The following is a 26,800-nucleotide window of genomic DNA, read 5'->3' on the forward strand; positions in this document are numbered from 1 at the left end:
GTCAGACTCCTTCGCCGAGGGCCGCAGCGCGGACCGGGATCGACGCGCCGAGGGATACCCGCGCGCCCTCCCTCTCTGCCTGCGTCGCGGGGCGGATCTGGTCGCGTTCGGGGACGTGGACGATCGAGTCGTCCTGTTCCTGCGGGGCGTTGACGAAGGAGCGGAACCGGCGCAGGCGCTCGGGGTCCGCCAGGGTCGCGGCCCACTCGTCCTCGTAGTGCTCCACATGCGTGGCCATCGCGGCCTCGAGTTCGGCGGCGATCCCGAGGGAGTCCTCGACGACGACCTGGCGCACATGCTCGAGTCCGCCATCGAGCTCTTCCTGCCAGCGTGCGGTGCGCTGGAGGCGGTCCGCGGTGCGGATGTAGTACATGAAGTAGCGGTCGATGTAGGCGATGAGCGTCTCGTCGTCCAGGTCCTTCGCGAGGAGCTGGGCGTGGGCCGGGGTCGCGCCGCCGTTTCCGCCCACGTACAGGTTCCAGCCGTCGGCAGTGGCGATGACGCCGACGTCCTTGCCCCGGGCCTCCGCGCACTCGCGGGCGCAGCCAGAGACGCCGAGCTTGAGCTTGTGGGGGCTGCGGAGGCCGCGGTAGCGCAGCTCGAGCTGGATCGCCATCCCCACGGAGTCCTGCTGGCCGTAGCGGCACCAGGTCGAGCCGACACAGCTCTTCACGGTGCGCAGGCTCTTGCCGTAGGCCTGCCCGGACTCCATGCCCGCGGCGATGAGCTCGGCCCAGATGTCGGGGAGCTGCTCGAGGCGCGCCCCGAACATGTCGATGCGCTGGCCACCCGTGATCTTCGTGTACAGGCCGTACTTCTGGGCAACGGCTGCGATCACGCCGAGCTTCTCCGGCGTGATCTCGCCGCCCGGAATGCGCGGGACCACGGAGTACGTGCCGTCCTTCTGCATGTTCGCGAGCGCGCGGTCGTTGGTGTCCTGGAGGGTGCCGCGGCCGGCGTCGAGCACGTAGGCCGAGGTCTGGGAGGCGAGGATCGAGGCGATGGTGGGCTTGCAGATGTCGCACCCGGCGCCCGTCCCGTACCGGGACATGATGTCCTCGAACGAGGTCAGCTGCAGGACGCGGATCGCGTCGAACAGCTCCTGGCGCGAGAGGGAGATGTGCTCGCAGAGCGCCTTGCTGACGGTCACGCCGGACTTGGTCAGCTCGGCCTCGAGGAGCTTCTTGATCATGGGCACACACGAGCCGCACTGGGTCCCGGCGCGGGTGCAGGCCTTGAGGCCCGCGACGTCCTGGACTGGATCCTTGCCTTCGCAGGTCCCGCAGGCGTTCACCGCGTCGCGCAGCGTCCCCGCGGCGACGTTGTTGCACGAGCAGAGGATGGCGTCGTCGGGGAGCTCGGTCTCGGGAGCCTCTCCGCCCTCTGCGCCAGCAGTTGACGCAGTGAGGAAGGCGCCGGGCTCGGCCGGGAGCTCGCGGCCGAGGAGCGGGCGCAACGCCATGTACGGGGACGCGTCGCCGACGAAGATGCCGCCGAGGAGTGTGCGCGCGTCGTCGGTCGTGACGATCTTCTGGTACACGCCGCGGGCGGGATCCGCGTAGACGATCTCGAGTGCGCCGGGCTCCGCTGCGAACGCGTCGCCGAAGCTCGCGACGTCCACGCCCGAGAGCTTGAGCTTCGTCGCCGTGTCGAAGCCGGGGAACGTCGCATCGCCGCCGTGGAGGCGGTCTGCCACGATCTCGGCCATCGTGTTCGCTGGGGCCACGAGGCCTAGGCACATGCCGCCGAAGCTCGCGACCTCGCCGATGGCCCACACATTCGGCGCCCCGGTGGCGCACGCCTCGTCGATCACGACGCCGCCGCGCGGGCCGAGCTCGAGGCCGGCGCTGCCGGAGTTATCGGTGCTGTTCGCCCGGCCCGCGTTGCCCGTCTCGGCGGCCGCATCGACCGCCGCGCGGATGAGCTCGTCGCGGGGGCGGACGCCGATCGCGACGACGACGAGGTCAGCGTCGATGACGCGTTCGTCGGCCATGACGACGCCGGTGACCCGGCCGGCGTCGTCCGTCTGGACCTCGGAGGGGAACACGCCGCCGTGGATCGTGAAGCCCTTGGCCCCGATGAGGCGGGTGAGTGCCTGGCCTGCGCCCTCGTCGAGCTGCCTGTTCATGGGCCACGGCGAGCCGTCGATGATGATGGACTCGGCGCCTAGGGACTGCGCGCCCGCCGCGGCCTCGATGCCGAGGAGGCCTCCGCCGATCACGGCGACGACGGGCGTGCGGCCCAGATCCTCGGCCAGGCGGCCGATCTCGGCGCGGAGGAACCAGACGTCCTCGAGCGTCCGGTACACGTATGACTTGTCGGCGCCGGGGATGGGGAGCCGGGCCGCATTCGAGCCGGTCGCGAGCACGAGCTCGTCGTACGCGTGCCGGTCGGTCTGGCCGCGGCCGTCCTCCGTGTAGACGATGCGGGCGTCGGTGTCGATGCGCACGGCGCGGGCCCCGGTGCGGAGCGTCACGCCCGCCAGATCCCACATGGTGGGGTCGCCGAGCGTGAGGTCGACGTCGGCCGGGTCCCCGGTGAGGGCCTTGGAGAGCGCCACGCGGTCATAGGGGAGGTGCGCCTCCTCGGCGATCGCGGTGACCTCGAAGCCGTCGAGGCCGCGGGCGGCCATCGCGTCCACGAAGCGGTGCGCGGCGGGACCGCCGCCGATCACGACGACGCGTCGCGGAGCTGGGCGTGCGCCAGCCTCCGGGGCCGGGGAGGGTGCGTTCTCGGGCTGAAGGGGAATGCTCACGTGCGGGGCCTTCCGTCGAAGTGGGCGCCGACAAGGCGCCGGCGAAACGATTTCCTCCAGCGTAGGAACCCGCAGTTTCGGACCAGTTGCCCGTGTGTAACGGCCGATTAACTTCGCTGTCACGAGGATGTTTCGGTTGGTGTGAGGGCGGTTTTACGTGGCTGTGACACAGACTCAACCCCGCCGAAATCGCCTACTCCGTAGCGTTGAGGCATGACGATCACCGCAGACTCACCAGCCCCCGCCGCCCCAACGGACGACGCCGCCCTCGCCCTTCCGGCGGGCGCGTGGCACAGCGTCTGCAACCTCACTGACCTTGAGCCCAACTGGGGCGAGGCGGCGCTCATCGGTGGACGGCAGATCGCCGTCTTCCGTCTCGCGACGGACGAGGTCTTCGCCGTCGAGCAGCGCGATCCCGCGACCGAGGCCCATGTCATGGCGCGCGGCATCGTGGGCTCGCGCGGCGAGCGCCGCACGATCGCCTCCCCACTGCACAAGCAGGTCTACGACCTGGCGACGGGGGAGCGGCTCGACGCGCCCGGCACGTCCATCGCTGCCTTCCCGACCCGCGTAGTCAACGGCATCGTGCAGATCGCGGCCTGAGTACTCCCAGCGCAAGCTGTTCCTGTCAGTTTGCATTGACACGGCCTACCTGTCAGTCTAGATTGACAGGTATGGAGGAACAGCAGATCTCACACTCCCTGCAATCCGAGGACCCCGCGGTGGGCCTGCGCGCCGTCGGCGCGCTCCATCGACTCGCCGAGTCCACGGAGACGCGCTACGTGGCGCTCGCCCGCGAGCGCGGCTGGACCTGGGAGCAGATCGGGGACGCCCTCGGGGTGTCCCGCCAGTCCGTCCATACCAAGCACGGCAAGGTGCGCTGAGGCGCGCCCTGTCCATCTGAAGGGCGGATGACATGTTCGAACGATTCGCAGCCGCGGCACGCACCACCGTGACCGAGGGGATGCACGAGGCCGAGCGCCGGGGAGACCGGCGCATCGGCACGCAGCACCTCCTGCTCGGCCTCCTCCACGACCCCGACAGTGCCGCGATCCTCGGCACCGGACTCGAGGATGCACGCGCCGCCGAGGAGGCCCTCGACCGTGAGGCGCTCGCCGCCGTCGGCATCGATCCGGGGCCGGGACTGCTCGCCCAGGTCCCGGGGAGGGTGGGGCGCCTGCCCTTCGCGTCGGGGGCGAAGGGCGTCCTTTCCCGCTCTGTCGGGTACGCGGCTTCCGAGAAGTCCCGCACGATCACAGGGCGGCACCTGATCCTCGCGCTCCTGGACGCACCGGAGCCCGACCCCGCGGCATCGCTCCTCGCGCGCTTGGGCGTTGACCCGCGCACGGTCCGCGCGCGGCTCGCTGCATGAACGCACGGGTCGTTCATTTGCGGATGACCGCCCTTGGGCGAGATGACCGTCCCTGGGCGGCATAACCGTTGTTGCCGCGGGCCGGTTATGCCCGCGAGCGACGTCGTGCCCGGGCGGGAGTGTTTTGCCCGCGAGCGACGGCGCCCGCGGACGTAGCGCCGCCCGGTCAGAGCCCGAGGGCTTCGCGCACGTCGTCGATCGCCGCGTCCAGCGCGTGCCGCGCTGCCTGGCGTGCCTCGCCGAGCTCCGCCGAGTTGTCCACGGGACGGATCACCTCGAGATAGCACTTGAGCTTCGGCTCGGTGCCGCTCGGGCGGATGATGACTCTCGTCGCGTCCCGCGTCACCCATTGGAGCCCCTCGGTGGGAGGCAACTCCTCGGAACCGGTCGAGAGGTCCAGGGCCGTCTCGACGGGGGAGTCGGCGAAGGAGGCCGGTGGGTCGTGCCGCAGGCGCGTCATCATTGCGTCCAGCAGGCCGAGGTCCGCCACGCGAACGCTCAGCTGGTCGGTCAGATGCACGCCGTGCAGCACGTGCAGCGCATCGAGCCGGTCGAAGACGGTCTGGCCGTGGGCCTTCGCGTCCGCGGCCAGCTCGGCGACGAGCAGGGCCGCGGAGATGCCGTCCTTGTCCCTCACGAGACCGGGTGCGACGCAATAGCCGAGGGCCTCCTCGTATCCGTACACGAGGCCCGGCACGCGGGAGATCCACTTGAAGCCGGTGAGGGTCTCGCGGTGGCCCAGACCGGCCGACGCCGCGATCCTGGCCAACAGTCGGGACGAGACGATCGAGTTCGCGAAGACGGGCGCGGCTTCTGAGGCCGCGAGATCCCCGTCCGCCGCTGCCAGAGGATCGGCGGCGGGTGAGCCGTCGGCGGCCGGCAGGGGGACGTCGTCGTCCGTCAGGCCCTGGGCCCGCCCGAGGCGGCGCGCCACGTGCGAGCCCAGGAGTGCGCCTACCTCGTCGCCGCGCAGCATGCGCCACTCGCCGGTCGCCGGGTCCGGGGCGGCCACGGCGCAGCGGTCGGCGTCGGGATCATTGGCGATCACGAGGTCCGCGCCGGCGGACTTCGCGGCGTAGATGGCCAGGTCCAGAGCACCGGCCTCTTCGGGGTTCGGGAAGGCGACCGTCGGGAACGCGGGGTCGGGCTGCGCCTGCTCGGGGACGAGCGAGACGTCGGTGAATCCGGCCGCCGTCAGCACGCTGATGGCCGTCTCGCCGCCCACACCGTGCATGGGCGTGAGGACTACCCTGAGGTCCCGCGCGGGGAACATCTCCGGCTTGGCGAGACGCACGACGGCGTCGCGGTAGTCCGCGGCGATGCTCGCCGGGAGCACGGTCCAGCCGCTCTCGGCCAGGGCGATGTCCCCGACCGGACCGACGCTCCCGATGAGCTCGGAGATCTCCGCGTCGATCGGGGCGACGATCTGTGCGCCGCGCCCGGCCTCCTCCACAGCGCGGCCGCCGAGGTAGACCTTGTAGCCGTTGTCCTGCGGCGGGTTGTGGCTCGCAGTGACCATGACACCCGCATCGCAGCCGAGGGCCCGCAGCGCGTACGCCAGAACGGGCGTGGGCAGCGCCGACGGCAGGAGGCAGGCGTCGATCCCGGCCGCGGTGAAGATCGCCGCCGTCTCGGCCGCGAAGACGTCGGAGTTGGTGCGCGCGTCGTAGCCGACGACCGCGCGCGGCGGGGCGCCGTCGTCGTCCGCCGCAGAGACCCGGCGCGTCAGGAAAGCCGCGATCCCGGCCGCGGCCCGGCGCACCGTGACACGGTTCATCCGGTTCGGCCCGGGCCCGAGCGCAGCGCGCAGGCCGGCGGTGCCGAACTCGAGCGTCCCCGAGAAGGCGTCCGAGAGCTCCTGGACGGCCGCATCGCGGGCGGGCGAGGGATCCGCCTCGGAGGCCCGCGCGAGGGTCTCGCGCAGCTGCGCGGCCGTCTCGGGGTCGGGGTCTGTTGCCGCCCAGGCCTCTGCCAGCGGGGCGAGTTCGGCGAGGTCGGGCGTTCCAGGGGGGAGCGTGCTCATGGGGTGCAGTCCTTCAGATCGCGGCGATGACGTCGGCGAGGAGGCGTGAGATGCGCGGTCCCGCGGCGCGGCCCGCCTCGAGGACTTCCTCGTGGCTCAGCGGTTCGGTGCCGATGCCTGCCGCGAGATTGGTCACAAGCGAGATTCCGAAGACCTCGAGCCCGGCATGGCGTGCGGCGATCGCCTCGAGTGCCGTGGACATGCCGACGAGGTCCGCTCCGATCCGCTTGGCGTACTGGACTTCCGCCGGCGTCTCGTAGTGCGGCCCGGTGAACTGGGCATAGACGCCCTCGGCGAGGCTCGGGTCCACGGAACGTGCCACGGCCCTCAGCCGCGCGGAGTACAGGTCCGTGAGGTCCACGAAGGTCGCGCCCTCGAGGGGGGAGGCGGCCGTGAGGTTGATGTGGTCGCTGATGAGCACTGGGGTGCCCGGCGCCCAGTCCGCATTGAGCCCGCCGCACCCGTTGGTCAGGACCACGACCCGGCAGCCGGCAGCCGCGGCCGTGCGCACACCGTGTGCGACCGCGCGCACGCCCTTGCCCTCGTAGTAGTGGGTCCGGGCTCCGAGGACGAGGGCGCGCTTGCCGTCCGGGGTGAGCGCCGAGCGGATGGTCGCTACGTGCCCCTCGACGGCCGGCGCCGAGAATCCGGGGATTTCGGACGCCTCGAGCGTTGCCGTGGTCTCGCCGACGAGATCCGCCGCGCCGCCCCAGCCGGAGCCGAGGACCAGCGCGATGTGGTGCTGCTGAACGCCGGTTGCCCGCGCAATGTGGTCTGCCGCGGCATGGGCCAGTTCGAAGGGACTGTCCATGATCGCCGTCCTCGCCGTTGTCGTCACAGGAAGAACCTACCAATCTGCACGACCCGGAGCACGCGCGTACGCGGGGCGGGAATGGCCCACAGCGCGCAGCCGGGGCAGAATGGGTGTCCGTGACGATGAATCCTGACTTCGCGGCTCCTCATATCGCAATCCTCGGCGGCGGCCCGGGCGGCTACGAGGCGGCATCGGTCGCGGCCTCGCTCGGCGCCAGGGTGACGATCGTCGAGCGTGCCGGCCTCGGCGGCTCGGCGGTGCTGACCGACGTGGTCCCCTCCAAGACCCTCATCGCCACCGCAGACCTCATGACCCGCGTCGAGGAGGCCTCTTCGGCGCTGGGCCTGCGCCTCGCCTCGGAGGGGGGCGGACCGCTCCAGCGCTCCGACCTCCACGCCGACCTCCGCATCGTCAATGACCGGCTGCTCGGGCTCGCGAGGCAGCAGTCCGAAGACATCCGGGCGGGGCTGGCGGCCCAGGGCGTGCGGATCGTCATGGGCTCCGGTCGGCTCGTCGACGGCAGCGTGATCGAGGCCACGACGGTGGACGGCGTCGAGCGCATCGAGTCCGATGCCGTGATCCTCGCCGTGGGCGCACACCCCCGGGAACTGCCTACGGCCCGCCCCGACGGCGAGCGCATCCTCAACTGGGCCCAGATCTACAGCCTCGAGGAGATCCCCGAGGAACTCATCGTGGTGGGCTCGGGCGTGACCGGCGCCGAGTTCGCCTCGGCGTACAACGGCCTCGGCTCCAACGTCACCCTCATCTCGTCCCGCGACCGGGTCCTCCCCGGCTCCGACACGAACGGGGCCGAGGTGCTCGAGAAGGTCTTCGCCCGCCGCGGCGTCCGCGTCCTGTCCCGGTCCCGCGCTGAGGCGGTCGAGCGGACCGGCGACGGCGTGGCCGTGACCCTCGGCGACGGCACCAAGGTGACGGGCACCCACTGCCTCCTGTGCGTGGGATCCATCCCCAACACCGACGGGATCGGCCTCGCGCAGGCCGGCGTTGCGGTCACCGAGAGCGGCCACATCAAGGTCGACGGCGTCTCCCGCACCACCGCGACCAACGTCTACGCCGCGGGGGACTGCACGGGTGTCCTGGCGCTGGCCTCGGTGGCCGCGATGCAGGGCCGCATCGCCGTAGCGCACATCCTCGGCGACCAGGTCACCCCGCTCAACCTCAACCACGTCGCGTCCAACATCTTCACCTCGCCCGAGATCGCCTCGGTGGGCGTCTCGGAGGAGGATGTCACGAGCGGTCGGGTCGCCGGCGACGTCGTGATGCTGCGGCTCAAGAGCAACCCTCGGGCCAAAATGCGCAACACGACAGACGGCTTCATCAAGGTCATCTCGCGCAAGGGCTCGGGGACGCTCATCGGCGCGGTGGTCATGGGCTCGAACGCCTCGGAGCTCATCTTCGGGCTCGCGATGGCCGTCGAGCAGAAGCTCCATGTGGACGACGTGGCGAACACCTACGCCGTGTACCCGTCCCTGACCGGTTCGATCGCCGAGGCCGCCCGCCGCCTGCACGTGCACATGTAGCAGAGGCCCTCCACGGAGGTCTTCGGGTCCGTGGTCCCTTGAGGACTGTCGGTGGTGCGCGGGACGATGGCGGCATGGCACACACCGATGATGGACACGCGCACTCCCACTCCCACGCGCATTCGCACAGCGCGTTCGACAACGACAAGGATGCCCTGGCAGCCATCGAGGAGCACCACACCCACATGCTGCACCGGGTGACGGCGCTGTCCGATGCCCTGATCGCCGCCGTCGCCGGGGGAGACGGCGGCACCGCGTACGACGAGCATGCCAACCTCGTTGCCTGGTGCGAGGACGAGCTCATTCCGCACGCCGTGGCCGAGGAAGGGCCGCTGTACGGCCCGGCGCGAGAGACGCCGGAGGGCCGGCTCCTGGTGGAGGGCATGCTCCTGGACCACCGGACGATCATCGGCCTCGTCGAGGAGCTCCGGCCCGCCGAGGGTGCGCGGGCTGCTGCGCTGGGCCTCGTGATCACCCGTGCGTTCGCGCTCCACCTCCGCAAGGAGAACGAGCTGCTCTTCCCCTACATCGCGCGGAACCCGGACCTCTCGCTCGCCAAGGCGGTGGCTGGGCTCGAGGAGGTCGTCGGGCAGTAGGCCCGTGGCCCCCTCGGATTGAGACGCACGGAGTTTCGGCCCATATCCGCCCTCTGAGCTACCGTGGCCTCCGTCACAGGCAAGGTCGCAGCGCGAGGAGGGACCATGACCAAGACCGCAGAGGAACTCGCCAGCGGCGAGGGCGCCGGCGTCGGTGGAGGCTCAGCGGCGGAGGGCACAGTGCGTCTGCGCGGGCAGGGGCTGCTTGCGGCGGCGTCGTTCTCTGCCGTCGCCGCCGGCTTCATCGCCGTGTCGATTTCGTACGCGGGGCCCATGGTCGTGGTCCTGCAGGCCGCCCAGGCCGCGCACCTCAGCGCCGAGCTGACCGCGTCGTGGGTGAGCTCGATTGCGATCGCGAGCGGGATCACGTGTGTCGTCCTGAGCCTGCTCACGCGGCAGCCCGTCGTCGTGGCCTGGTCCGTGCCGGGTGCGGCCCTCCTGCTCACTGCGCTCGGCCACTACTCGTACAGCGATGCCCTCGGCGCCTACATCGTCGCGGCGGCAATGGCGCTCGTACTCGGCGTGACCGGCCTGTTCGGGAAGATCCTTGATGCGGTCCCCAAGCCCGTGGTGGCGGCCGTGCTGGCGGGAGTCCTGCTGCCGTTCGTGCTCAAGGCGAGCGGCGCCGTCGTCGATGCTCCGCTCGTGGCCGGCGGGCTCGTCCTCGCGTTCCTCGCCGGGCGTCGGTTCGCGCCGCGCTACGCCGTCCTCGTGGCGCTCGCGGCCGGCGTCGTGCTTGCTTCGGCGACGGGCGGCATCGCTGCGCCGAGTGTCGCGTGGGACTTCGCCGGTCCCGTCTGGACCACCCCGACGTTCGGCGCGCCGGCCATTGTCGGCATCTCGGTGCCGCTGCTCGTCGTGACGATGGCCGGTCAGAATGCGCCGGGGCTGGCGATGATGCGCCAGCTCGGGTACAGCGCCGGGGACCGGCTCATGATCGGCGGCGCGTCCCTCGCCTGGCTCGTCTCGGCACCCTTCGGCTCGCACGGGATCAACCTCGCGGCCATCACGGCAGGGATCTGCGCGGGCCGCGAGGCGCACCGGGACCCCTCCCGGCGCTACGTGGCCGGCGTCTCGTGCGGGGTCTTCTACATCCTGTTCGGGCTGTTCAGCACGGCGGCCGTGGCGCTCGTCGCCGCGGTGCCGGCCGCGCTCCTGACCGTCTTGGCGGGCGTCGCCCTCCTCGGGGCGACCCAGGGCGCGATCATCGACGCCGTGACCCACTCGCGCGACGGCGCCGCGGGGCCCCACTCGATCGAGGCTGCGGTGATCACGCTCGTGGTCACGGCCTCAGGAGTCAGCGCGTTCGGCATTGTGGCGCCCTTCTGGGGGCTCCTGGCCGGGGCGGCAGCGTACGTCCTGCTCGGTGCACTCAGGCCGCGACGGCCGCGAAGTGCCGTTCGATGAGCTCGCGCACGTCGTCGCGGCAGCCGCCGCAGCCGGTTCCCGCACGCGTTGCGCCCGAGACCTCCTCGGTCGTGGCGCACCCTCCGGCAACGGCCTGCTCCACCGTCCCGCGGCTCACGCCCGCGCAGCGGCACAGCGTGGACTCCGGGCCCGCCGCGGCCGCGATGCCGGGCAGCCCGGCGCCCACCGTCGCCTCGGGGCCGTCCAGGCGCAGGATCACCGAGCGGTCTGCCGGGAGCTCGGCCCCCGACTCGTACAGGAGCGTGAGCTCGGCGGCGGCGCGGGGCATGCCCAGTGCCACGAACCCCGCGAGGACGCCGGACCGGGTGGCCATCTTGACGTAGGCGCCGTGCTCGGGGTCGGACCACACTGAGACGCTCAGCGGCGCGGGGCCTCCCTCGCCGACGGCGTGGTCGAGCGCGAAGGCGTCGAGGGGATCGGCCGTGACGTCCCCGGCAGTGGCCAGGTTCACCCCCCGGGCCTTGAGGAGGATGACGCTGGGCCCCTCGGCCGCGAGCGGGGCGGGCGCCGGCGCGCAGAGGAGTTCGTGGCCGAACCGGGCCGCGAGCCACTCGGCCTGGCGCCACCCGGGGCCGATGAGACCGCTCGGGGCGGTCTCGCCCGGCTGCGCGCAGTCGCCGATCGCGAACACGTGCTCGGTGTGCAGCGCACCGAGGCCTGCGTCGACGAGGACACCGGGGCCGACGGCGAGTCCGGCGCCCTCGGCGAGCTCCGTCCGGGGCCTCGCCCCGCAGGCGAGGAGCAGCAGGTCCCCGTCGACCGCAGACCCATCCTCGAGCAGGAGGGCGCGGAACGATCCGTCCGGCCCGGTCTCGAGCCCCGTCGACCGGGCGTTGCCCGCCACGCGGATCCCCCGGCGGCGCAGGACCGCGGCAAGGGTTGCTCCGCCGAGCCCGTCGATCGAGCGGCCGAGCGGCCGGTCGCCGTGGTGGACCACCGTCACCGTGGCCCCCTCCTCGCTCGCGGCGAGTGCGGCCTCGAGGCCCAGGACACCGCCGCCGAGGACCACGATCCGCCCGCGCGCCTCGACCGCCGCAGCCAGCCGGGCGGCGTCGTGCGTGTCGCGGAGCGCCGTGACGCCCGGCGGAAGGACCGGGTGGAGCGGATCCGGGTTGAGGCCGGTCAGGTTGGGCACGACGGCGCGCGCGCCCGTCGCGAGGACCACGCGGTCATACGGGATCGTCTCCCCGCTGGCCAGATGGACGAGCCTGCGGGAGCGGTCGAGGCGCACCGCGCGGGTTCCGACGAGGACGCGCACGTTCTCCGCCGCGAGCTGGTCCGCGTCGGCGAGGCCCATGAGGCCCAGATGCGTCCTGCCGACGCCGAGGTCCGCGACGAGGACCCGGTTGTAGGCGGCGTGCTCCTCGTCGCCGACCACGGTGACCTCGACGGCTCCCGCGGTCGCCGCGGGGAGCATCTCGTCCACGAACCGGGCGGCGACGGGTCCGAAGCCCACGACGACGATGCGCGGCGGGCGGCCCGAGGGCTCGGCGCGCTGGGGGAGCGGGCTGGTCACGGTGTCTCCTGGAGGTCGGGCGCTGCGGCGAGGGTGGGGCGCGCCGCGGGGACGAAGACGGTGCCCTGGACCGGCGCCCGCTCGACGATCACGTGGGTCGTCTTGAACTCGGGCATGCCGGAGATGGGGTCGGTGCGGGCCTCGGTGACGCGGTTGGCCGCGGCGGAACCGGGGAAGTGGAACGGAAGGAAGACCGTGTCCGGGCGGACGCTGAGGGAGAGCTCGGCGCGGACCAGGACCGCAGGGCCCGCCGACGAAGCCCGCGCAGCCGCGGCCTCACCGGAACGCCGGACCCGCACCCAGTCGCCGTCCGCGATCCCGAGCCCCGAGGCCGCTGCGGGATGCAGCGAGAGCCGGCCCTCGGGCTGGGCGGCCGAGAGGGAGGCGACCCGGCGGGTCTGCGTGCCGGACTGGTACTGCTCGAGCACTCGGCCGGTCGCGAGCACGAGCTCGCCGCGCCCGGACGGACGCACGGGGGCGGCGGCCCGGACGGCGACGAGCCGCGCACGGCCGTCGGCGTGCGCGAAGCGCTCGGCGAAGAGCCGCGGGGTCCCCGCCGAGGGGAGCCCGTCCGGTCCCTGGGGGCACGGCCAGTGCAGCGACTCTCCGGCGTCGAGCCGCTCGTAGGTGATCCCCGAGTAGTCGGCGGGCCCACCCGCCGAGGCGGCGCGCAGTTCCTCGAACACCTCGCGTGGGTCTTCGGGGAAGGCTGACGGGGCGTCCAGGAGCGCCGCGAGCCGGTTGAGGATCCACAGCTCGGACCGGGCCCCGGCGGGAGGGCTGACGGCCCGCCGGCGCCGCAGCACGCGGCCCTCCAGATTCGTCATGGTGCCCTCCTCCTCGGCCCACTGCAGGACGGGCAGCACGAGGTCCGCCTCGAGGGCCGTCTCGGAGAGGAAGAAGTCGCTCACCACGAGGAAGTCGAGCGCCTGCAGCCCGCGGCGGACTGCGGTGGCGTCGGGGGCGGAGACCACGATGTTGGCACCGTGCACGAACAGGCACCGCACGCCGCCCGTCTGGCCCTCGGCCGCCGGCGCGCCCAGGGACGCGAGGAGCTCGACCGCCGGCAGCCCCGGGCCGGGGATGCTCGCCTCGGGGACGCCCCAGACGCGGGCGAGGTGCTCGCGCGCCGCGGGATCGGTGATCTTGCGGTAGCCGGGGAGCTGGTCCGCCTTCTGCCCGTGCTCGCGGCCGCCCTGGCCGTTGCCCTGGCCCGTGAGCGTGCCGTAGCCGCCGCGCGCCGAGCCGGGCAGGCCGAGCAGGAGGGCGAGGTTGATCGCAGCGGTCGCCGTGTCCGTGCCGTCCGCGTGCTGCTCGATGCCGCGGCCCGTGAGGATGTAGCACGAGCCGGTGCGGGCCGAGTGCGCGAGGCGTGCGGCCGTCTCGCGGAGGAGGGCCGCGGGGACGCCGGTGGCCGCCTGCACGCGCTCGGGCCACCATGGCGCCACCGAGCGGATCAGGTCCTCCATGCCCTCCGTGCGCTCGGTGAGGTAGCCGCGGGCGGCGTGGCCGCCGTTGATGACCACGTGCGCGAGCCCGAGGAGCAGGATGAGGTCCGTGTGGGGGGCGGGCTGGAGGTGGAGCCCGGCGCCGTCGGCCGTGAGCGCCGCTGTCGCGGAGCGGCGGGGGTCGACGACGATGAGACCGCCGGCATCCCGCGCGCCGGCGAGGTGCTGCACGAACGGAGGCATGGTTTCCGCCACGTTGGAGCCCAGCAGGAGGACCGTGTCCGCACCGGCGAGGTCCGCGACGGGGAACGGCAGCCCGCGGTCGAGTCCGAACGCGCGGTTCGCTGCCGCCGCGGCGGAGGACATGCAGAACCGGCCGTTGTAGTCGATGCGCGAGGTGCCCAGCGCGACGCGGGCGAATTTGCCCAGCAGGTACGCCTTCTCGTTCGTGAGGCCCCCGCCTCCGAACACGCCGACCGCGTCCTTCCCGTACCGGTCCTGTGCCGTCCGCACCTCCGCGGCAATCCTCGTCAGTGCCACGTCCCAGCTCACCGGGCGGAGCTCGCCGTCGTCCGAGCGGAGGAGCGGCTCGGTGAGGCGCTCGGGGTGGCCGAGCAGCTCGGCGGCCGTCCAGCCCTTGCGGCACAGCCCGCCGCGGTTGGTCGGGAACTCGCGCCCTGCCACCTCAGGTGCGGCCGCTGCCGGGCCCGTGGGTGGGCCCTGCGGCGCCGCCACCACGGACATCGCGCACTGGAGCGCACAGTAGGGGCAGTGCGTGGCCGTCACCGTCACACCCCTGCCCGTGCGGCGCGTGCGCCGCGTCGCAGGTAGCAGGCCCACGAGACCGCGAGCATGAGCACGTAGGCGCCCACGAACCCGAAGAAGGCGGGGACGTAGGAGCCCGTCGAGCTGCTCGAGGCGCCCAGTACCTGCGGGATGACGAACCCGCCGTAGGCGCCGATCGCCGAAATGAGTCCGAGGGCGGCGGATGCGAGCCGGGCAGTGTACGACGGCGCGGTGCCGGCGCGCGCGGCGCGGCTGGAGGTCGCGAAGATGGCCGGGATCATGCGGTACGTCGAGCCGTTGCCGATGCCGCTTGCCGCGAAGAGCACCAGGAAGAGACCGAGGAAGAGCCAGAAGCTCTTGAGCGGCAGCGTGGCGATGACCGCGAGCGTCGTCAGCGCCATGGCCGCGAACGAGGCGACCGTGATCCGTGCGCCGCCGAAGCGGTCGGCGAGCCTGCCGCCGTAGGGCCGGGCGAGCGAGCCGACGAGCGGGCCGAGGAAGGCGAGCGAGAGGGCCACGGGGACGCTCGCTGCGTGGAGTGTGAAGGTCGAGTAGGCAGGGAAGATGTCGTGGATGAGCTTCGGGAAGACTCCGCCGAACCCGATGAATGAACCGAACGTGCCGACATACAGGAACGCGATGACCCACAGGTGCGGTTCCCTCAGCGCGGCGAGCGAGCCCGCGACGTCGCCCTTCGCATGGGAGAGGTTGTCCATGTTCCGCCACGCGCCGAAGGCCGCGACGAGGATCAGCGGGATCCACATGAGGCCCGCCACGGCGAGGGTTGCGCCGTGCGCGCCGGTGAGGAGGGCTGCAGTGAGGCCCACCGCGACCGGGACGGCCAGCTGTGCGACCGCCGCCCCGAGGTTGCCGCCCGCCGCGTTGAGGCCGAGCGCCCACCCCTTCTCCTTCGCGGGGAAGAAGAACGTGATGTTGGCCATCGAGCTCGCGAAGTTGCCCCCGCCGAACCCGGCCAGGCCCGCGACCGCGAGCATGAGCCAGAACGGCGTTGAGGCGTTCGAAACGCAGGCCGCGAGGCCGATCGCGGGGATCAGCAGGAGGAGCGCGGAGACGATGGTCCAGTTGCGGCCGCCGAAGCGGGAGACCATGAACGTGTAGGGGATGCGCAGGGTCGCGCCGACGAGGCTCGGCATGGAGAGCAGCCAGAACGTCTGGGCGGTGTCGAAGGCGAAGCCCGCAGCCGGGAGCTGGACGACGACGATCGACCACAGCTGCCACACCACGAACCCCAGGAACTCCGCGAAGACCGACCACCGCAGGTTGCGCCGGGCCACGGTGCGGCCCTCGCGCTCCCACTGGTGGGTGTCCTCGGGATCCCAGTGCTCGATCCAACGGCCCTTGCGGACGTCGAGACGGAGCGAGGTTTCCCGGGTAGATGCGGGTGCGGCGTCGTGCGCCGTCTGGGATTCGGTGCTCACTGGTCCTCCTCGGGAGCGGGGTCTGTGCTTGCCTTCCACGGTAGGAACGTGGCGTTTCGCGGAGCCGCGCCAGCCGTAAACAGGTTGTGACATCCACCTCTCCGCGACCCGCGGGATCCCGTGAGGCGGGGGACCCCGCTGTTTCGCCGAGGTTTCGGCGTCTCACTATGCGGACAATTTGTCCGTTGCTTGGACGGGCCGGACGTAGGATGGCTTGTACTCAAACCCAGGGCCGAAAGTCAATCCTCGGTCCAGCATGTGAAAGCGAAATCATGTCCACCACTTCTGCGGTGACGGAGCCCTCGGCCGGCCAGGCGGCCAACACCAAGGGCCGGGTCATCTTCTCGAGCCTCATCGGCACGACCGTCGAGTTCTTCGACTTCTACGCGTACGCGACCGCCTCGGTCCTCGTGTTCCCGAAGCTCTTCTTCCCGAACGCGTCCGACATCAACGCGATCCTCTCCTCGTTCGCGATCTTCGGCGTGGCCTTCATCGCCCGGCCCGTCGGGTCGATCCTCTTCGGGCACTTCGGCGACAGGCTCGGCCGCAAGGGAACGCTCGTCGCGTCGCTGCTCACGATGGGCGTCGCGACGTTCCTCATCGGGCTCCTGCCGCCCGCGACGACGCCCGGCTGGATGGTCCTCGCCCCGTTGGTGCTCGTGGTCCTGCGGTTCCTCCAGGGCCTCGCACTCGGCGGCGAATGGTCCGGCGCGGCGCTTCTCGCCACCGAGAACGCACCCGCCAACAAGCGCGCCGTGTGGGGCACGTTCCCACAGCTCGGCGCCCCCATCGGGTTCATCATCGCCAACGTGATGTACGTGGTCATGAACTCGTTCCTGACCACGGCGCAGTTCGAGGCGTGGGGCTGGCGGATCCCGTTCCTGTTCAGCATCGTCATGGTCGCGATCGGCCTGTACGTGCGGCTCAAGCTCGTCGAGAGCACGCCCTTCAAGAAGGTCGTCGAGACGGAGAAGGTTGCCAAGGTCCCGCTCGCGGCGACCTTCAAGTACCACTGGCGCGAGGTGATCGCCGGCACGTTCATCATGCTCGCGACCTATGTGCTCTTCTACCTCACCACGAGCTTCACCCTGACGTACGGCACGGCGACCGACAAGGTCGAGGTGGCCAAGGCCGCCGCCGAGAAGGCCGGGAAGACGTTCGACGCCGCCTCGTTCGTCCCGGGCCTCGGGATCGACCGCGGGCTGTTCCTCTGGATGCTCATCATCGGCGTCGTGTTCTTCGGCATCTTCACGGTGCTGTCGGGCCCGCTGGCCGAGAAGTATGGCCGTCGGAAGTTCCTGCTCTGGGTCACTGGGCTCATCTTCGTGTTCGGCCTCGCCTGGGGCCTCATGTTCGGGCCAGGCACCGGTGCCGCGATGGTCGGCCTCATCGTGGGCTTCACGCTCATGGGCTCCACGTTCGGCCCCATGGCCGCGATCCTGCCCGAGCTGTTCCCGGCGAACGTCCGCTACACGGGCTCAGCGATCGCCTACAACCTCTCGTCGGTGCTGGGCGCGGCCCCGGCGTCCTTCGTGGCGATCGCGCTCTGGCAGTTCGGCAAGGGCAGCACGGTGTGGGTCGGCGTGTACCTCGCGGCCGCTGCGGTCCTGACGTTCGTTGCGCTGCTGCTGACCAAGGAGACCCGCGACCGCAAGTTCGAGGACAACGTCTCGGCCTGACCCCGCACGGCTGAAAGGTGACCCCGCATCGGAATCTTCCGATGCGGGGTCACCTTTCGCGGTTGGGGGGGGTCAGTCCTCGATCGTGGCGATGACCGCGCCCGCAGCCACGGTCTGGCCCGCTTCGGCCGTTAGGCCCCGCACGGTGCCTGCCTTGTGCGCCGTGAGCGGCTGCTCCATCTTCATGGCCTCCAGTACGACGACGAGATCGCCTTCCGCGACCACGTCGCCGTCCGCAACGGCGACCTTGACGATCGTTCCCTGCATCGGGGCCGTGAGCGCATCGCCGCTCGCCGCCGCCGTCGCGGGACCGCGGGAGCTGCGGCCCTTCTTCTTCGCCTTGGGTCCCTTGGCCACGCCGAGCGACAGCCCGGCCGGGATCGTCACCTCGAGGCGCTTGCCGCCCACCTCGACGACTACGCTCTGCCGCGCCGCGTCGTCGTCCGCGTCCGTCCCGGCGGCGACCGCACCCGCGAAGGGCGGGATCTCGTTGACGAACTCCGTCTCGATCCACCGCGTGTGCACGCTGAAGGGCCCCTCGGCGGGGGCGAAGGCCGGATCGCGTACCACCGCGGCGTGGAACGGCACGACGGTCGGCATGCCGGTGATCTCGAGCTCGTCGAGGGCTCGGCGCGAGCGCTCCAGTGCCTGCTGTCGGGTGGCGCCGGAGACGACGAGCTTCGCGAGCATCGAGTCGAAGTTGCCCGAGATGACATCGCCGGCCACCACGCCGGAGTCGACGCGCACGCCGGGCCCGGTCGGGTAGACGAGCGTCTCGACCGTGCCGGGAGCCGGCATGAAGCCGCGGCCCGCGTCCTCGCCGTTGATGCGGAACTCGAATGAGTGCCCGCGGACCTCGGGGTCGCCGTACCCGAGCTCCTCGCCGCGCGCGAGGCGGAACTGCTCGCGCACGAGGTCGAGGCCTGTGACCTCCTCGGACACGCAGTGCTCGACCTGGAGGCGCGTGTTGACCTCGAGGAAGCTGATGGTGCCGTCCTGGCCGACGAGGAACTCGCACGTGCCCGCGCCGAGGTAGCCCGCCTCCTTCAGGATGGCCTTCGACGCCGCATACAGGCGGCGGTTCTGCTCTTCGGTGAGGAACGGGGCCGGGGCCTCCTCGACGAGCTTCTGGTTGCGGCGCTGGAGCGAGCAGTCGCGCGTGGAGACGACGACGACGTTGCCCGCCGCGTCGGCGAGGCACTGGGTCTCGACGTGGCGCGGAGCGTCGAGGAAGCGTTCGATGAAGCACTCGCCGCGGCCGAAAGCTGCAGTCGCCTCGCGCACCGCCGATTCGTACAGCTCGGGGATCTCCTCGAGCGTCCGGGCGACCTTGATCCCTCGGCCGCCACCGCCGTAGGCGGCCTTGATCGCCACAGGCAGCCCGAAGTCCTGCGCGAACGCGAGGACCTCGTCCGCCGATTGGACTGGATCAGCCGTCCCGGGCACGAGCGGCGCGCCGACCTTCTCGGCGATGTGGCGGGCACGGACCTTGTCGCCGAGTGCCGCGATGGCCTCGGGCGAGGGGCCGACCCACGTCAGACCGGCGTCGATGACGCGCTGGGCGAACTCGGCGTTCTCCGAGAGGAACCCGTAGCCCGGGTGGACGGCGTCGGCGCCCGAGCCGCGGGCGGCGTCGAGGATCTTGTCCATGACGAGATAGGACTCGGCCGCTGTTGTGCCGCCCAGCGCGAACGCCTCGTCGGCGAGGCGGACGTGGAGCGCGTCGCGGTCCGGTTCTGCATACACGGCGACCGAGGAGATGCCCTCGTCCCGTGCCGCTCGGATGACGCGGACGGCGATCTCTCCGCGGTTGGCGATGAGCACCTTCGTGATGGGACGGCCGGCGGATTCGTGGGCAGCGCTGAGGGACGCGGCATTGGGAGACAAGGGCAACTCCGTTCTGTACTCCGGGAAGCCTAGCGCCCCATTGGTGGGATCGCCCATATTGGTGGCGGATTCCGTGCGTAGACGGCCGATCCGTTGTAGGAGACCTACAAATCGGACCAAGTGCGGCGCGGTCAGGCGTTCAGTCCCCGACGGCGGCCGCCCACCAGTCCGTGAGCCGCACCCCGACTCCCGTCAGGAGCATGCGCAAGGTGGAGACGGACAGGCCCACGACGGCGTGCGGGTCGCCGTCGACGCGGGCGAGGAACGCGCCGCCGAGCCCGTCGATCGTGAACGAGCCCGCGCACTGGAGCGGTTCGCCCGTGGCGACGTAGGCCGCGATCTCCCGTTCGCTCATGCTCGTGAACTCGACCGTCGCAGAGGCGACCTCTCCCGCGCCCGGCGCGCGCGCGGCGTCGTGCGCGCCGTCGTGTGAGGCGGCGCGCCGGTCCACGAGCCAGTGTCCGGTGTGCAGCACGCCGCCGCGCCCGCTCATGGCCGCGAGGCGCTCGCGGGCAACGTGCGGCGTGTAGGGCTTGCCGAGCGCCTGCCCGTCGAGCTCGAAGACCGAGTCGCAGCCGAGCACGAGCGCCCCTGCGGCGGCGGGCAGCGCGGCCACGGCCTCGGCCTTCGCCCGCGCGAGGAGCAGCGAGGTTTCGGCCGGGGTTGCGGTGGGGTGGGCCGCGGCGAGGGCCTCCTCGTCCACGTCGGAGACCAGGACGCGGTGCGGGATTCCGGCTTCCTCGAGCAGCTTGGTCCTCGCTGGCGACTTCGAGGCGAGGATGAGGCTGGGTGGGGTGGCAGGGGCGGTGTGCACGGTCACGCCGCCAAGCGTAGCCCGGGAGCGGGTGGAGGGGTCTCCCGCAGCCTCCGGCGATTCAGCCCCGGCCTAGGAATCGGTTCCAGATCCCGCGTCCTGGGTCGACGTGTGGATCCCTTCGGGCCGGGCTTCGGCCGCAGACCAGTGCCGCAGGATGAGCTGCGCCGTCTCCTCGGGCACCTCGAGCGGCAGCAGGTACGCGGCGTGGGGAAGGGTGACGGCCGTGCCGTGTGGAAGGAGGCGTGCCGCCTCCGCGGCCAGTTCCGGTGGCCACGAGTTGTGCTCAGTTCCGGTCGCGAAGACCGTTGGCGCAGTGATCCTCGGCAGGAGTCCCGTGAAGTCGGGACGACGCACCGCGAGTGACCGTATGGCCCGTCCGAGGAGCCTCGGGTCGGACGCGGTGAGGCATTCCTCGACATACCCGACGGCCTCAGGATCGTGCGCGCGGGTCCGTTCCGAGAGGAGCACACTCACGATGGCCTGCCGCAGCCAGCCCGTCATTCCCATCAGCGCCCTTGCGGGCAGGATGGCCGCCTCTTGGAGGCGGAAGGGCAGCGTCGGAGCCTGGACAGGAGCCCCCAGCGTGATGAGCGACCGTATCCTCTCGGGATAGTGGGCGGCGGCGAGGATGCCCGCATGGCCCCCGAGCGCGTTGCCCACCCAGTCGGCTGGGCCCGGTGGGATGCGCTTTTCGGCGGCCAGACCGTCGAGGATGCCGAGAGCGGCCGCCGCGATCTCGTGGATCGAGTACGTCCGGCCAGGGTCCCCGCTTGGCCCGTGCCCGGGCGCCGTGATCGCCACGAGCGTCCGTTCTGAGGCGAGGCGGCCGCGGACCCGGTCCCATGACCGCGAATCGACAAAGAGACTGTGCATGAGGACGGCCGCGGGCCCCACGCCGTCAACCGAGACCTCGAGCCGGCCGATCGGGGTTTCCATCATTCGGGATTGCATCGTGGATCACGACCTTGACAGTGTCAACTGGGGGTGTGGGTAAGATAATCCTCTTGGGACTTGACAGTGTCAACTAGAGAGGATGGCCACCTCGATGCAACCTGATGCCGGCAGCGTCGGTGGGCTGGACTCCCGGCTCATTGGACTCGCCCTGACGGCGCTCGAGCACACCCCGCCCGATCGTCTCAGCATCCGCGAGATCGCACGTGCCGCCGGCGTGAGCCATCAGGCGCCGTACGTCCACCTTGGCGGCAAGCGCGGATTCCTCGCCGCCGTGGCCGGCGTCGGTCTGGAGGCCGCGGCCCAGCGCGCGCGGGTGGCGGTCGACGCCGCCGGGCCGGGCGCCGTCGAGCGCCTCCATGCGCTCGTGGACGCCTACCACCGCTTCGCAACCGACGAGCCGAACCTTCACGACCTGGCCTTCGGGCCGCTCGTTGCCAAGTCCGACCATCCGGACCTGCAGCGCGCCGCGATCCACTATTGGCGCGTGATGCAGGAGGCCGTGTCCGCCTGCCAGCCGCCGGGGATCGAGCCTGGCGAGCTCCTGAGGCGCTGCGCCGCCGCGTGGGGGCTCATCCACGGGCTGAGCCGGCTGAGTGCTGTGGGCCAGATCCCCGCGATTGTTCCGGGGGACCTGCACCGGCTGATGCACGACGGGATCGACACGATGCGGCGAGGCTGGACCCCGTAAGCCACGCAGGGACCCAATCGGCTGCTGCACTGTCCCCGGACAGTGCAGCAGCCGATGGGCGCGGTGCGGTCAGCGCACGCTGTCCGCCGCAGGCTCCGGTTGGCCCCCGCCGTCGACATGCGCCCCATGGGGCGCCGCCGTCGCGCGCTCGAGCTTGGCGCCTTCGATGTCGAGGTCGGGCAGGATGCGGTCAAGCCAGCGCGGGAGCCACCACGCCGCCTTGCCGAAGAGGCGCATGATGGCGGGCACGAGCGTCATGCGCACCACGAAAGCGTCCAGGAGCACGCCTAGGGCCAGCCCGAAGCCGAGCGGCCGGACCATCGTGAGGTGGCTGAAGATGAAGCCCGCGAACACGCTCACCATGATGATGGCGGCGGCCGTGATGACCCGCGCCGCGTGGTGGAACCCGGTCCGGATGGCGAGGTGCGCCTCCTGGCCGTGCGCGTACGACTCCCGGATGCCCGAAGTGATGAACACCTGGTAGTCCATCGCGAGGCCGAACAGGATGCCTATGAGCAGGATCGGCATGAAGCTCAGGATCGGACCCGGATGGGTGATGTCGAAGACCGGGCCGAGCCAGCCCCACTGGTACACGGCGACGACTGAGCCGAACGCCGCGCCGAGCGAGAGCAGGAATCCAGCCGTGGCGAGAATCGGCACCAGAAGCGAACGGAACACGAGCAGCAGCAGGAGGAACGAGAGGCCGACGACGATCGCGAGGTAGACCGGGAGCGCGTCCGCGATCTTGGACGTCACGTCGACGTTGGCCGCGGTCTGGCCGGTGAGGCCGATCGAGACCCCGGTACGGGACTGGATCGCGCTGCCCTGGGACCGCAGGTCGTGGACCACCTGGACGGTGCTCGCGCTGGCGGGGCCCTCAGTGGGGATCACGCGGAACACGGCTGTGTGATGGTCCGGGCTCAGCGCGAGCGGGACGGCGGCGACCACGCCCGGCACGGCGCGGAGCTGGTCCGCGACGTCGAGCTGCTTGACCTTCGCCGCCGCGTCGTCGAGGCCCGCCGGGAGTTCGCCGACCACGACGATGGGCCCCGTCATGCCTGCGCCGAAGTACTTGCCCGTGGCGTCGTAGGCCTTGAAGGACGTGGAGTCCACGGGGTCCGCGCCGCCATCCGGGAGCGCGAGGTGCAGCTGGGACGCCGGGAGCGTGAGCACGCCCAGCAGGATCACCGAGGCGACGACGGCGATCCACGGGTGCCGCGTGAGCCACGCGCCCCAGCCGCGGTTGGACTTGGCGAGGTCCTCGCGCGCCTCCACGACCCCGTGCCCGGGCTGGGTGTTCTCCCGGGCAGCCTTGGCCCAGCGCCGCTTGGAGATGATGTGCTTCCCGACGAGGCTCAGGAGTGCTGGAAGCAGTGTGACGGCGATGATCACGGCCACTGCGACCGTCGCCGCAGCGGCCACGCCCATGACCGCGAGGAACGGCAGCCCGGGCACCACGAGGGCGACGAGTGCGATGACCACGGTGAGGCCGGCGAATACGACGGCAGTGCCGGACGTACCGATCGCGAGTGCGACGGACTGGCGGGGATCCATGCCGCCGAGCAGCTGGTTGCGGTGCCGGTTGAGGATGAACAGCGAATAGTCGATGCCAACGGCCAGGCCGAGCATGAGGCCCAGCATCGGCGTCACGGAGCTCATCTCGATCACGCCGGTGAGGGCTATGGTCCCGCCAACGCCCACTGCCACGCCGACGAGCGCCATGACGAGTGGCAGGCCGGCCGCGACGAACGCGCCGAGCATGACGACGAGCACGAGTGCCGCGACGGTCACGCCGATGGTCTCGCCTGCCCCGAAGATCTGGTTGATGTCCTGGGTGAGCTCCTTGCTCGCGTGCCCCTGCACTCCGTCAACGCTCGAGGCGATGTCCTGGATCTGCGTGCGGAGCGAGGTCGGGAGGCTGTCGGTGGACTTCGTGAACTGTACCGGGGCAATGGCCGCGCGATGATCGGAGGAGACGAACCTCAGGCCTGCCGAGGCATCCGCCTGGCGCTGGCCGAGGGCAAGCTCCTGCTTCTTCTGGGCGATCGTCGCGGCACCGTCTGCCGCCTTCTTCGCGCCGGCGTCGTACTGGGCCTTGCCGGCGTCGTACTGGGCGCGCCCGGCATCGAGCTGTGCCTGCGCGGAGGCGGTCGCTTGGGCGATCGCGGCGGCCGACATTCCCTGGGCCGCGAGGGCCTGCTTCTGGGCGTCAAGCTGCGCCTGCCCGGCATCGAGCTGCGCCTTCGTCTGGTCGAGCTGGGCCTTGGCGGCATCGAGCTGGGGCTTGCCGGCGTCGAGCTGGGCCTGCGCCGCGGCGAGCTGCTTCTCGCCGTCGGCGATCTGCGCGCTGGCGCTGTCGAGCTGCGCCTGGGTCGCGAACGGGTCGGTGACGCTCTGTACGCCGTCGAGCCCCTTGATCTTCTCCAGCGCGGCGCTCAGTTGCTTCTTCTGCGCGTCCGTGAAGGGGGCATCGGGGGATTCGAAGACGAGCGTCGCGTTGCCGCCCGCGGCGGACGGCAGGTCCGCCTTGAGCTTGTCGAGCATCCGCTGCGTCTCGGTGCCGGGGATCTGGAACGTGTTGGTCGTGGTGCCGTGGAACGCGGCGGCAGAGCCTCCGACGGCCGCGATGATCACGAGCCAGAGGGCTATGACGAGCCACCTGCGGTCGTAGGCGAACCGCCCGAGGCGGTAGAGGAGCGAAGCCATGAGGGTCTCTCTCTGGGGTGGGACGGAAGGGCGGAAGGGGTGGGGACGGAAGGCTCAGCCGGTGCGGAACGGTTCAGCGGGCTCAGGGCATGGCGAAGCCGGCCCTGAGGTGGGTGATCGCTTCGCGGAGGAGGGTGCGGAGTCTGGCGAGGGACGACGGCGAGAGGTCGCCGGAGCGCTCGGCGAGCCAGACCTCGAGTGCGGATTTCCCGCACGCGACGACGCTTGCGGACAGGGCCGCGACGTACAGGTCGCCGAGCGCGGGTTCACGGGCGCGGATGGCAGCTGCGATCTTCTCGCCGCATTCGTCGAACGCCTGGAGCTGGTAGCGGGTCACCGGGTCGTGGCCCACGGCCAGGAGGAAGGACTGGGCCATGGGCGCGATGAGGTCGTTGTCCGCGAGGCCGGTGAGCACGTGCAGGGCCGAGTCGAGGAGTGCCTCGTCCGCCGGGCGGCTCGTCAGCTTGCCGAGCGCCGTGTCGAGGAAGCCGAAGGTGGGCGCGGCAATGGCCTCTTCGACGCTGCTGAAGTAGTTGAAGAAGGTGCGACGGGAGACGCCAGCCGCGTCGGCGAGTTCCTCGACCGTGAACCCGCCGAGCCCGCGCGCGGTTGCGAGCGAGAGCCCGGCTCCGATGATCGACTCCCGGGTAGCGGCCTTGTTCTGCTCACGGCGGGACGGGGTTTCTGTGGTCACGTATTTACACTAGGTGCAACTTTGCACTCAGGGCAAATTTTTGCGCGCGGTTTCTCTCAATCAGACAACGCCGCACCCGGACCTACCGCTGTCTCCGAGGGGAATGCGGCATGCCCAGGTGCGGCGTCATGAGTGGCTGCTGCGCGAACGAGGTGACCCCGGTCGGGGGCGGGTGGTCAGTGTGAGGCAGCCAGCTCGCCGTCGTGCGCGTGTCCCTGCGCCGAATCCGAATCCGAATCCGACCCAGTGGCCGAATCGTCGTTGAACGGGTCCCCGTGGCGCGGGGCGTTGTAGAGGTCCAGATCGAGGATGCCCTGGCGCTTGGCGACGATGGCCGGAACGAGTGCCTGGCCCGCGACGTTGACGGCCGTGCGGCCCATGTCCAGGATCGGGTCGATCGCGAGCAGCAGGCCCACGCCGGCCAGCGGGAGGCCGAGGGTCGAGAGCGTGAGGGTCAGCATGACGACGGCGCCCGTGGTGCCGGCCGTCGCGGCCGAGCCGAGGACTGAGACGAGCACGATCAGGAGGTACTGGCTGAAGTCCAGCGGGATGCCGAAGAACTGGGCCACGAAGATCGCTGCGACCGCGGGGTAGACCGCCGCGCAGCCGTCCATCTTGGTGGTCGCGCCGAGGGGCACGGCGAAGGACGCGTAGCCGGAGGGGACCCCGAGGTTGCGCTCGGTGACGCGCTGTGTGAGCGGCAGCGTTCCGATCGAGGAGCGGGAGACGAAGCCGAGCTGGACCGCGGGCCAGACCCCGGTGAAGTACTGCTTGACCGAGAGCCCGTGCGACTTGACGAGGATCGGGTAGACCACGAAGAGCACGAGGACGAGCCCGGCGTAGATCGCGACGGAGAACTTGCCCAAGGCGCCGATCGTGTCCCAGCCGTAGACGGCGACCGCGTTGCCGATGAGGCCGATGGTTCCCAGAGGGGCCAGGCGGATGATCCACCACAGCACCTTCTGGATGATCTCGAGGGCCGAGCGGTTGAAGGTCAGGAAGGGCTCCGCCTTCGCACCGATCTTGAGGGCCGCGACCCCCACGGCGATGGCGATGACGAGGATCTGCAGTACGTTGAAGCTCACGTTCGTGGTGACGGTGCCGCCGTCGGCAACCGCGGAACTAGCCGACAGGCCGAGGAAGTTCTTCGGGAACAGGCCGACGAGGAACGCCCACCAGTCACCGGTCTTGCCGGCGTACGTGGCCTGCTGCGTGATGCCGGTGTTGGCACCCGGCTGGAAGAACACGCCGAGGCCGATGCCGATCATGACGGCGATGAACGCGGTGATCGCGAACCACAGGAGCGTGTTCCACGTGAGCTTCGCGGCGTTGGAGACCTGGCGCAGGTTGGCGATCGAGCTGACGACTGCTGTGAAGATGAGGGGGACCACGGCGGTCTGCAGGAGGCTCACATAGCTGCTGCCGATCATGGCGAGGGTCGCGCCGAGGCCGTTCGGATGCGCCTTCGTGCTGCCGGTGTACTTGGCGAGGAGGCCGAGGGCGAGGCCGATGACGAGGGCGGCGATGATCTGTGGGCCGAATGAGGTGGCCCACTTCGGAAGTCGGCGCTCTGCGCGCTGGGTGCTGGTAGAGGTGCTCACCGGGCTACCGTAGGGCGAAGACTCTTAGCACAGATAGCTTGTGTTTCGCAGTGTGA

At 71.1% G+C, this 26,800-nt stretch carries 20 protein-coding genes; 8 read left to right on the forward strand and 12 right to left on the reverse strand.

The window, feature by feature from the left end; all coding sequences use genetic code 11:
• Position 1: 1 nt before the first annotated feature.
• Entirely contained in the window at positions 2–2,632 is a 2,631-nt protein-coding gene (nirB, locus tag AB5L97_RS06680) for a nitrite reductase large subunit NirB (protein ID WP_423246844.1), read from the reverse strand.
• Between the two features lie 336 nt (positions 2,633–2,968).
• Here nirB and nirD point away from each other — a divergent pair, with 336 nt between their 5' ends.
• The 3 genes from nirD to AB5L97_RS06695 all read left to right on the forward strand — a co-directional run bounded on the left by nirD (position 2,969) and on the right by AB5L97_RS06695 (position 4,127).
• A complete protein-coding gene (nirD, locus tag AB5L97_RS06685; RefSeq protein ID WP_307957245.1) occupies positions 2,969–3,358 on the forward strand; it encodes a nitrite reductase small subunit NirD in 390 nt (129 codons plus the stop codon).
• Positions 3,359–3,429: 71 nt separating this feature from the next.
• A complete protein-coding gene (locus AB5L97_RS06690; RefSeq protein ID WP_369046958.1) occupies positions 3,430–3,639 on the forward strand; it encodes a helix-turn-helix domain-containing protein in 210 nt (69 codons plus the stop codon).
• Positions 3,640–3,671: 32 nt separating this feature from the next.
• Positions 3,672–4,127, forward strand: coding sequence for a Clp protease N-terminal domain-containing protein (locus AB5L97_RS06695; protein ID WP_369046959.1), 456 nt, complete (start codon positions 3,672–3,674; stop codon positions 4,125–4,127).
• 166 nt (positions 4,128–4,293) lie between these two features.
• Here the strand turns inward: AB5L97_RS06695 and AB5L97_RS06700 are convergent, their stop codons facing one another.
• Together AB5L97_RS06700 and AB5L97_RS06705 are read right to left on the reverse strand one after the other, a co-directional pair.
• Positions 4,294–6,150, reverse strand: a complete 1,857-nt coding sequence (locus AB5L97_RS06700) for a phospho-sugar mutase (protein WP_369046960.1) — start codon at positions 6,148–6,150, stop codon at positions 4,294–4,296.
• Positions 6,151–6,163: 13 nt separating this feature from the next.
• On the reverse strand, positions 6,164–6,961 hold the full coding sequence (locus AB5L97_RS06705) for a purine-nucleoside phosphorylase (RefSeq protein WP_369046961.1): 798 nt from the start codon (positions 6,959–6,961) through the stop codon (positions 6,164–6,166).
• A gap of 119 nt (positions 6,962–7,080) precedes the next feature.
• Here AB5L97_RS06705 and AB5L97_RS06710 point away from each other — a divergent pair, with 119 nt between their 5' ends.
• The 3 genes from AB5L97_RS06710 (at position 7,081) to AB5L97_RS06720 (ending at position 10,508) form a co-directional block, all read left to right on the forward strand.
• Positions 7,081–8,505: an NAD(P)H-quinone dehydrogenase gene (locus tag AB5L97_RS06710; RefSeq protein ID WP_307957250.1), complete on the forward strand. Its 1,425-nt coding sequence runs from the start codon at positions 7,081–7,083 to the stop codon at positions 8,503–8,505.
• Between the two features lie 74 nt (positions 8,506–8,579).
• The gene (locus AB5L97_RS06715; protein ID WP_369046962.1) at positions 8,580–9,101 is read left to right on the forward strand and encodes a hemerythrin domain-containing protein; all 522 of its coding nucleotides are present in this window, start codon (positions 8,580–8,582) and stop codon (positions 9,099–9,101) included.
• Between the two features lie 105 nt (positions 9,102–9,206).
• Positions 9,207–10,508, forward strand: coding sequence for a benzoate/H(+) symporter BenE family transporter (locus AB5L97_RS06720; RefSeq protein WP_369046963.1), 1,302 nt, complete (start codon positions 9,207–9,209; stop codon positions 10,506–10,508).
• Here AB5L97_RS06720 and AB5L97_RS06725 read toward each other — a convergent pair.
• Genes AB5L97_RS06725 through AB5L97_RS06735 form a run of 3 tightly spaced genes read right to left on the reverse strand, consistent with a single transcriptional unit; the run spans position 10,474 to position 15,811 of the window.
• Complete coding sequence (locus tag AB5L97_RS06725) at positions 10,474–12,045, reverse strand: FAD-dependent oxidoreductase (protein ID WP_369046964.1); 1,572 nt, start codon at positions 12,043–12,045, stop codon at positions 10,474–10,476. The genes AB5L97_RS06720 and AB5L97_RS06725 overlap by 35 nt on opposite strands.
• Positions 12,042–14,285 (reverse strand): molybdopterin oxidoreductase family protein, encoded by a 2,244-nt coding sequence (locus AB5L97_RS06730; RefSeq protein ID WP_369047372.1) that lies wholly within the window; start codon positions 14,283–14,285, stop codon positions 12,042–12,044. Before AB5L97_RS06730 ends, AB5L97_RS06725 begins: the two co-directional genes overlap by 4 nt.
• Positions 14,282–15,811, reverse strand: a complete 1,530-nt coding sequence (locus tag AB5L97_RS06735; protein WP_423246825.1) for an MFS transporter — start codon at positions 15,809–15,811, stop codon at positions 14,282–14,284. Before AB5L97_RS06735 ends, AB5L97_RS06730 begins: the two co-directional genes overlap by 4 nt.
• Before the next feature lie 179 nt (positions 15,812–15,990).
• Here AB5L97_RS06735 and AB5L97_RS06740 point away from each other — a divergent pair, with 179 nt between their 5' ends.
• The gene (locus AB5L97_RS06740; RefSeq protein ID WP_369046966.1) at positions 15,991–17,397 is read left to right on the forward strand and encodes an MFS transporter; all 1,407 of its coding nucleotides are present in this window, start codon (positions 15,991–15,993) and stop codon (positions 17,395–17,397) included.
• 72 nt (positions 17,398–17,469) lie between these two features.
• On the opposite strand, the gene AB5L97_RS06745 is transcribed toward AB5L97_RS06740, so the two are convergent.
• The 3 genes from AB5L97_RS06745 to AB5L97_RS06755 all read right to left on the reverse strand — a co-directional run bounded on the left by AB5L97_RS06745 (position 17,470) and on the right by AB5L97_RS06755 (position 21,040).
• Positions 17,470–19,284 (reverse strand): acetyl/propionyl/methylcrotonyl-CoA carboxylase subunit alpha, encoded by a 1,815-nt coding sequence (locus AB5L97_RS06745; RefSeq protein ID WP_369046967.1) that lies wholly within the window; start codon positions 19,282–19,284, stop codon positions 17,470–17,472.
• A gap of 139 nt (positions 19,285–19,423) precedes the next feature.
• Positions 19,424–20,104 (reverse strand): Maf family protein, encoded by a 681-nt coding sequence (locus AB5L97_RS06750; RefSeq protein ID WP_369046968.1) that lies wholly within the window; start codon positions 20,102–20,104, stop codon positions 19,424–19,426.
• 66 nt (positions 20,105–20,170) lie between these two features.
• Entirely contained in the window at positions 20,171–21,040 is an 870-nt protein-coding gene (locus AB5L97_RS06755; protein ID WP_369046969.1) for an alpha/beta fold hydrolase, read from the reverse strand.
• A 106-nt stretch (positions 21,041–21,146) separates the two neighbouring features.
• Here AB5L97_RS06755 and AB5L97_RS06760 point away from each other — a divergent pair, with 106 nt between their 5' ends.
• Positions 21,147–21,743, forward strand: coding sequence for a TetR/AcrR family transcriptional regulator (locus AB5L97_RS06760; protein WP_369046970.1), 597 nt, complete (start codon positions 21,147–21,149; stop codon positions 21,741–21,743).
• A 69-nt stretch (positions 21,744–21,812) separates the two neighbouring features.
• Here AB5L97_RS06760 and AB5L97_RS06765 read toward each other — a convergent pair whose 3' ends face one another.
• From AB5L97_RS06765 to AB5L97_RS06775, 3 genes are all read right to left on the reverse strand, one after another.
• The gene (locus AB5L97_RS06765; RefSeq protein WP_369046971.1) at positions 21,813–24,449 is read right to left on the reverse strand and encodes an MMPL family transporter; all 2,637 of its coding nucleotides are present in this window, start codon (positions 24,447–24,449) and stop codon (positions 21,813–21,815) included.
• Positions 24,450–24,531: 82 nt separating this feature from the next.
• Positions 24,532–25,143 carry a TetR/AcrR family transcriptional regulator gene (locus tag AB5L97_RS06770; protein ID WP_369046972.1) on the reverse strand — a complete coding sequence of 204 codons (612 nt, stop codon included), beginning with the start codon at positions 25,141–25,143 and terminating at the stop codon, positions 24,532–24,534.
• Between the two features lie 176 nt (positions 25,144–25,319).
• On the reverse strand, positions 25,320–26,744 hold the full coding sequence (locus tag AB5L97_RS06775; RefSeq protein ID WP_369046973.1) for a dicarboxylate/amino acid:cation symporter: 1,425 nt from the start codon (positions 26,742–26,744) through the stop codon (positions 25,320–25,322).
• Between the last annotated feature and the right edge of the window lie 56 nt (positions 26,745–26,800).

Source organism: Sinomonas sp. P10A9 (assembly GCF_041022165.1).
Classification (GTDB): Bacteria; Actinomycetota; Actinomycetes; order Actinomycetales; family Micrococcaceae; genus Sinomonas; species Sinomonas puerhi.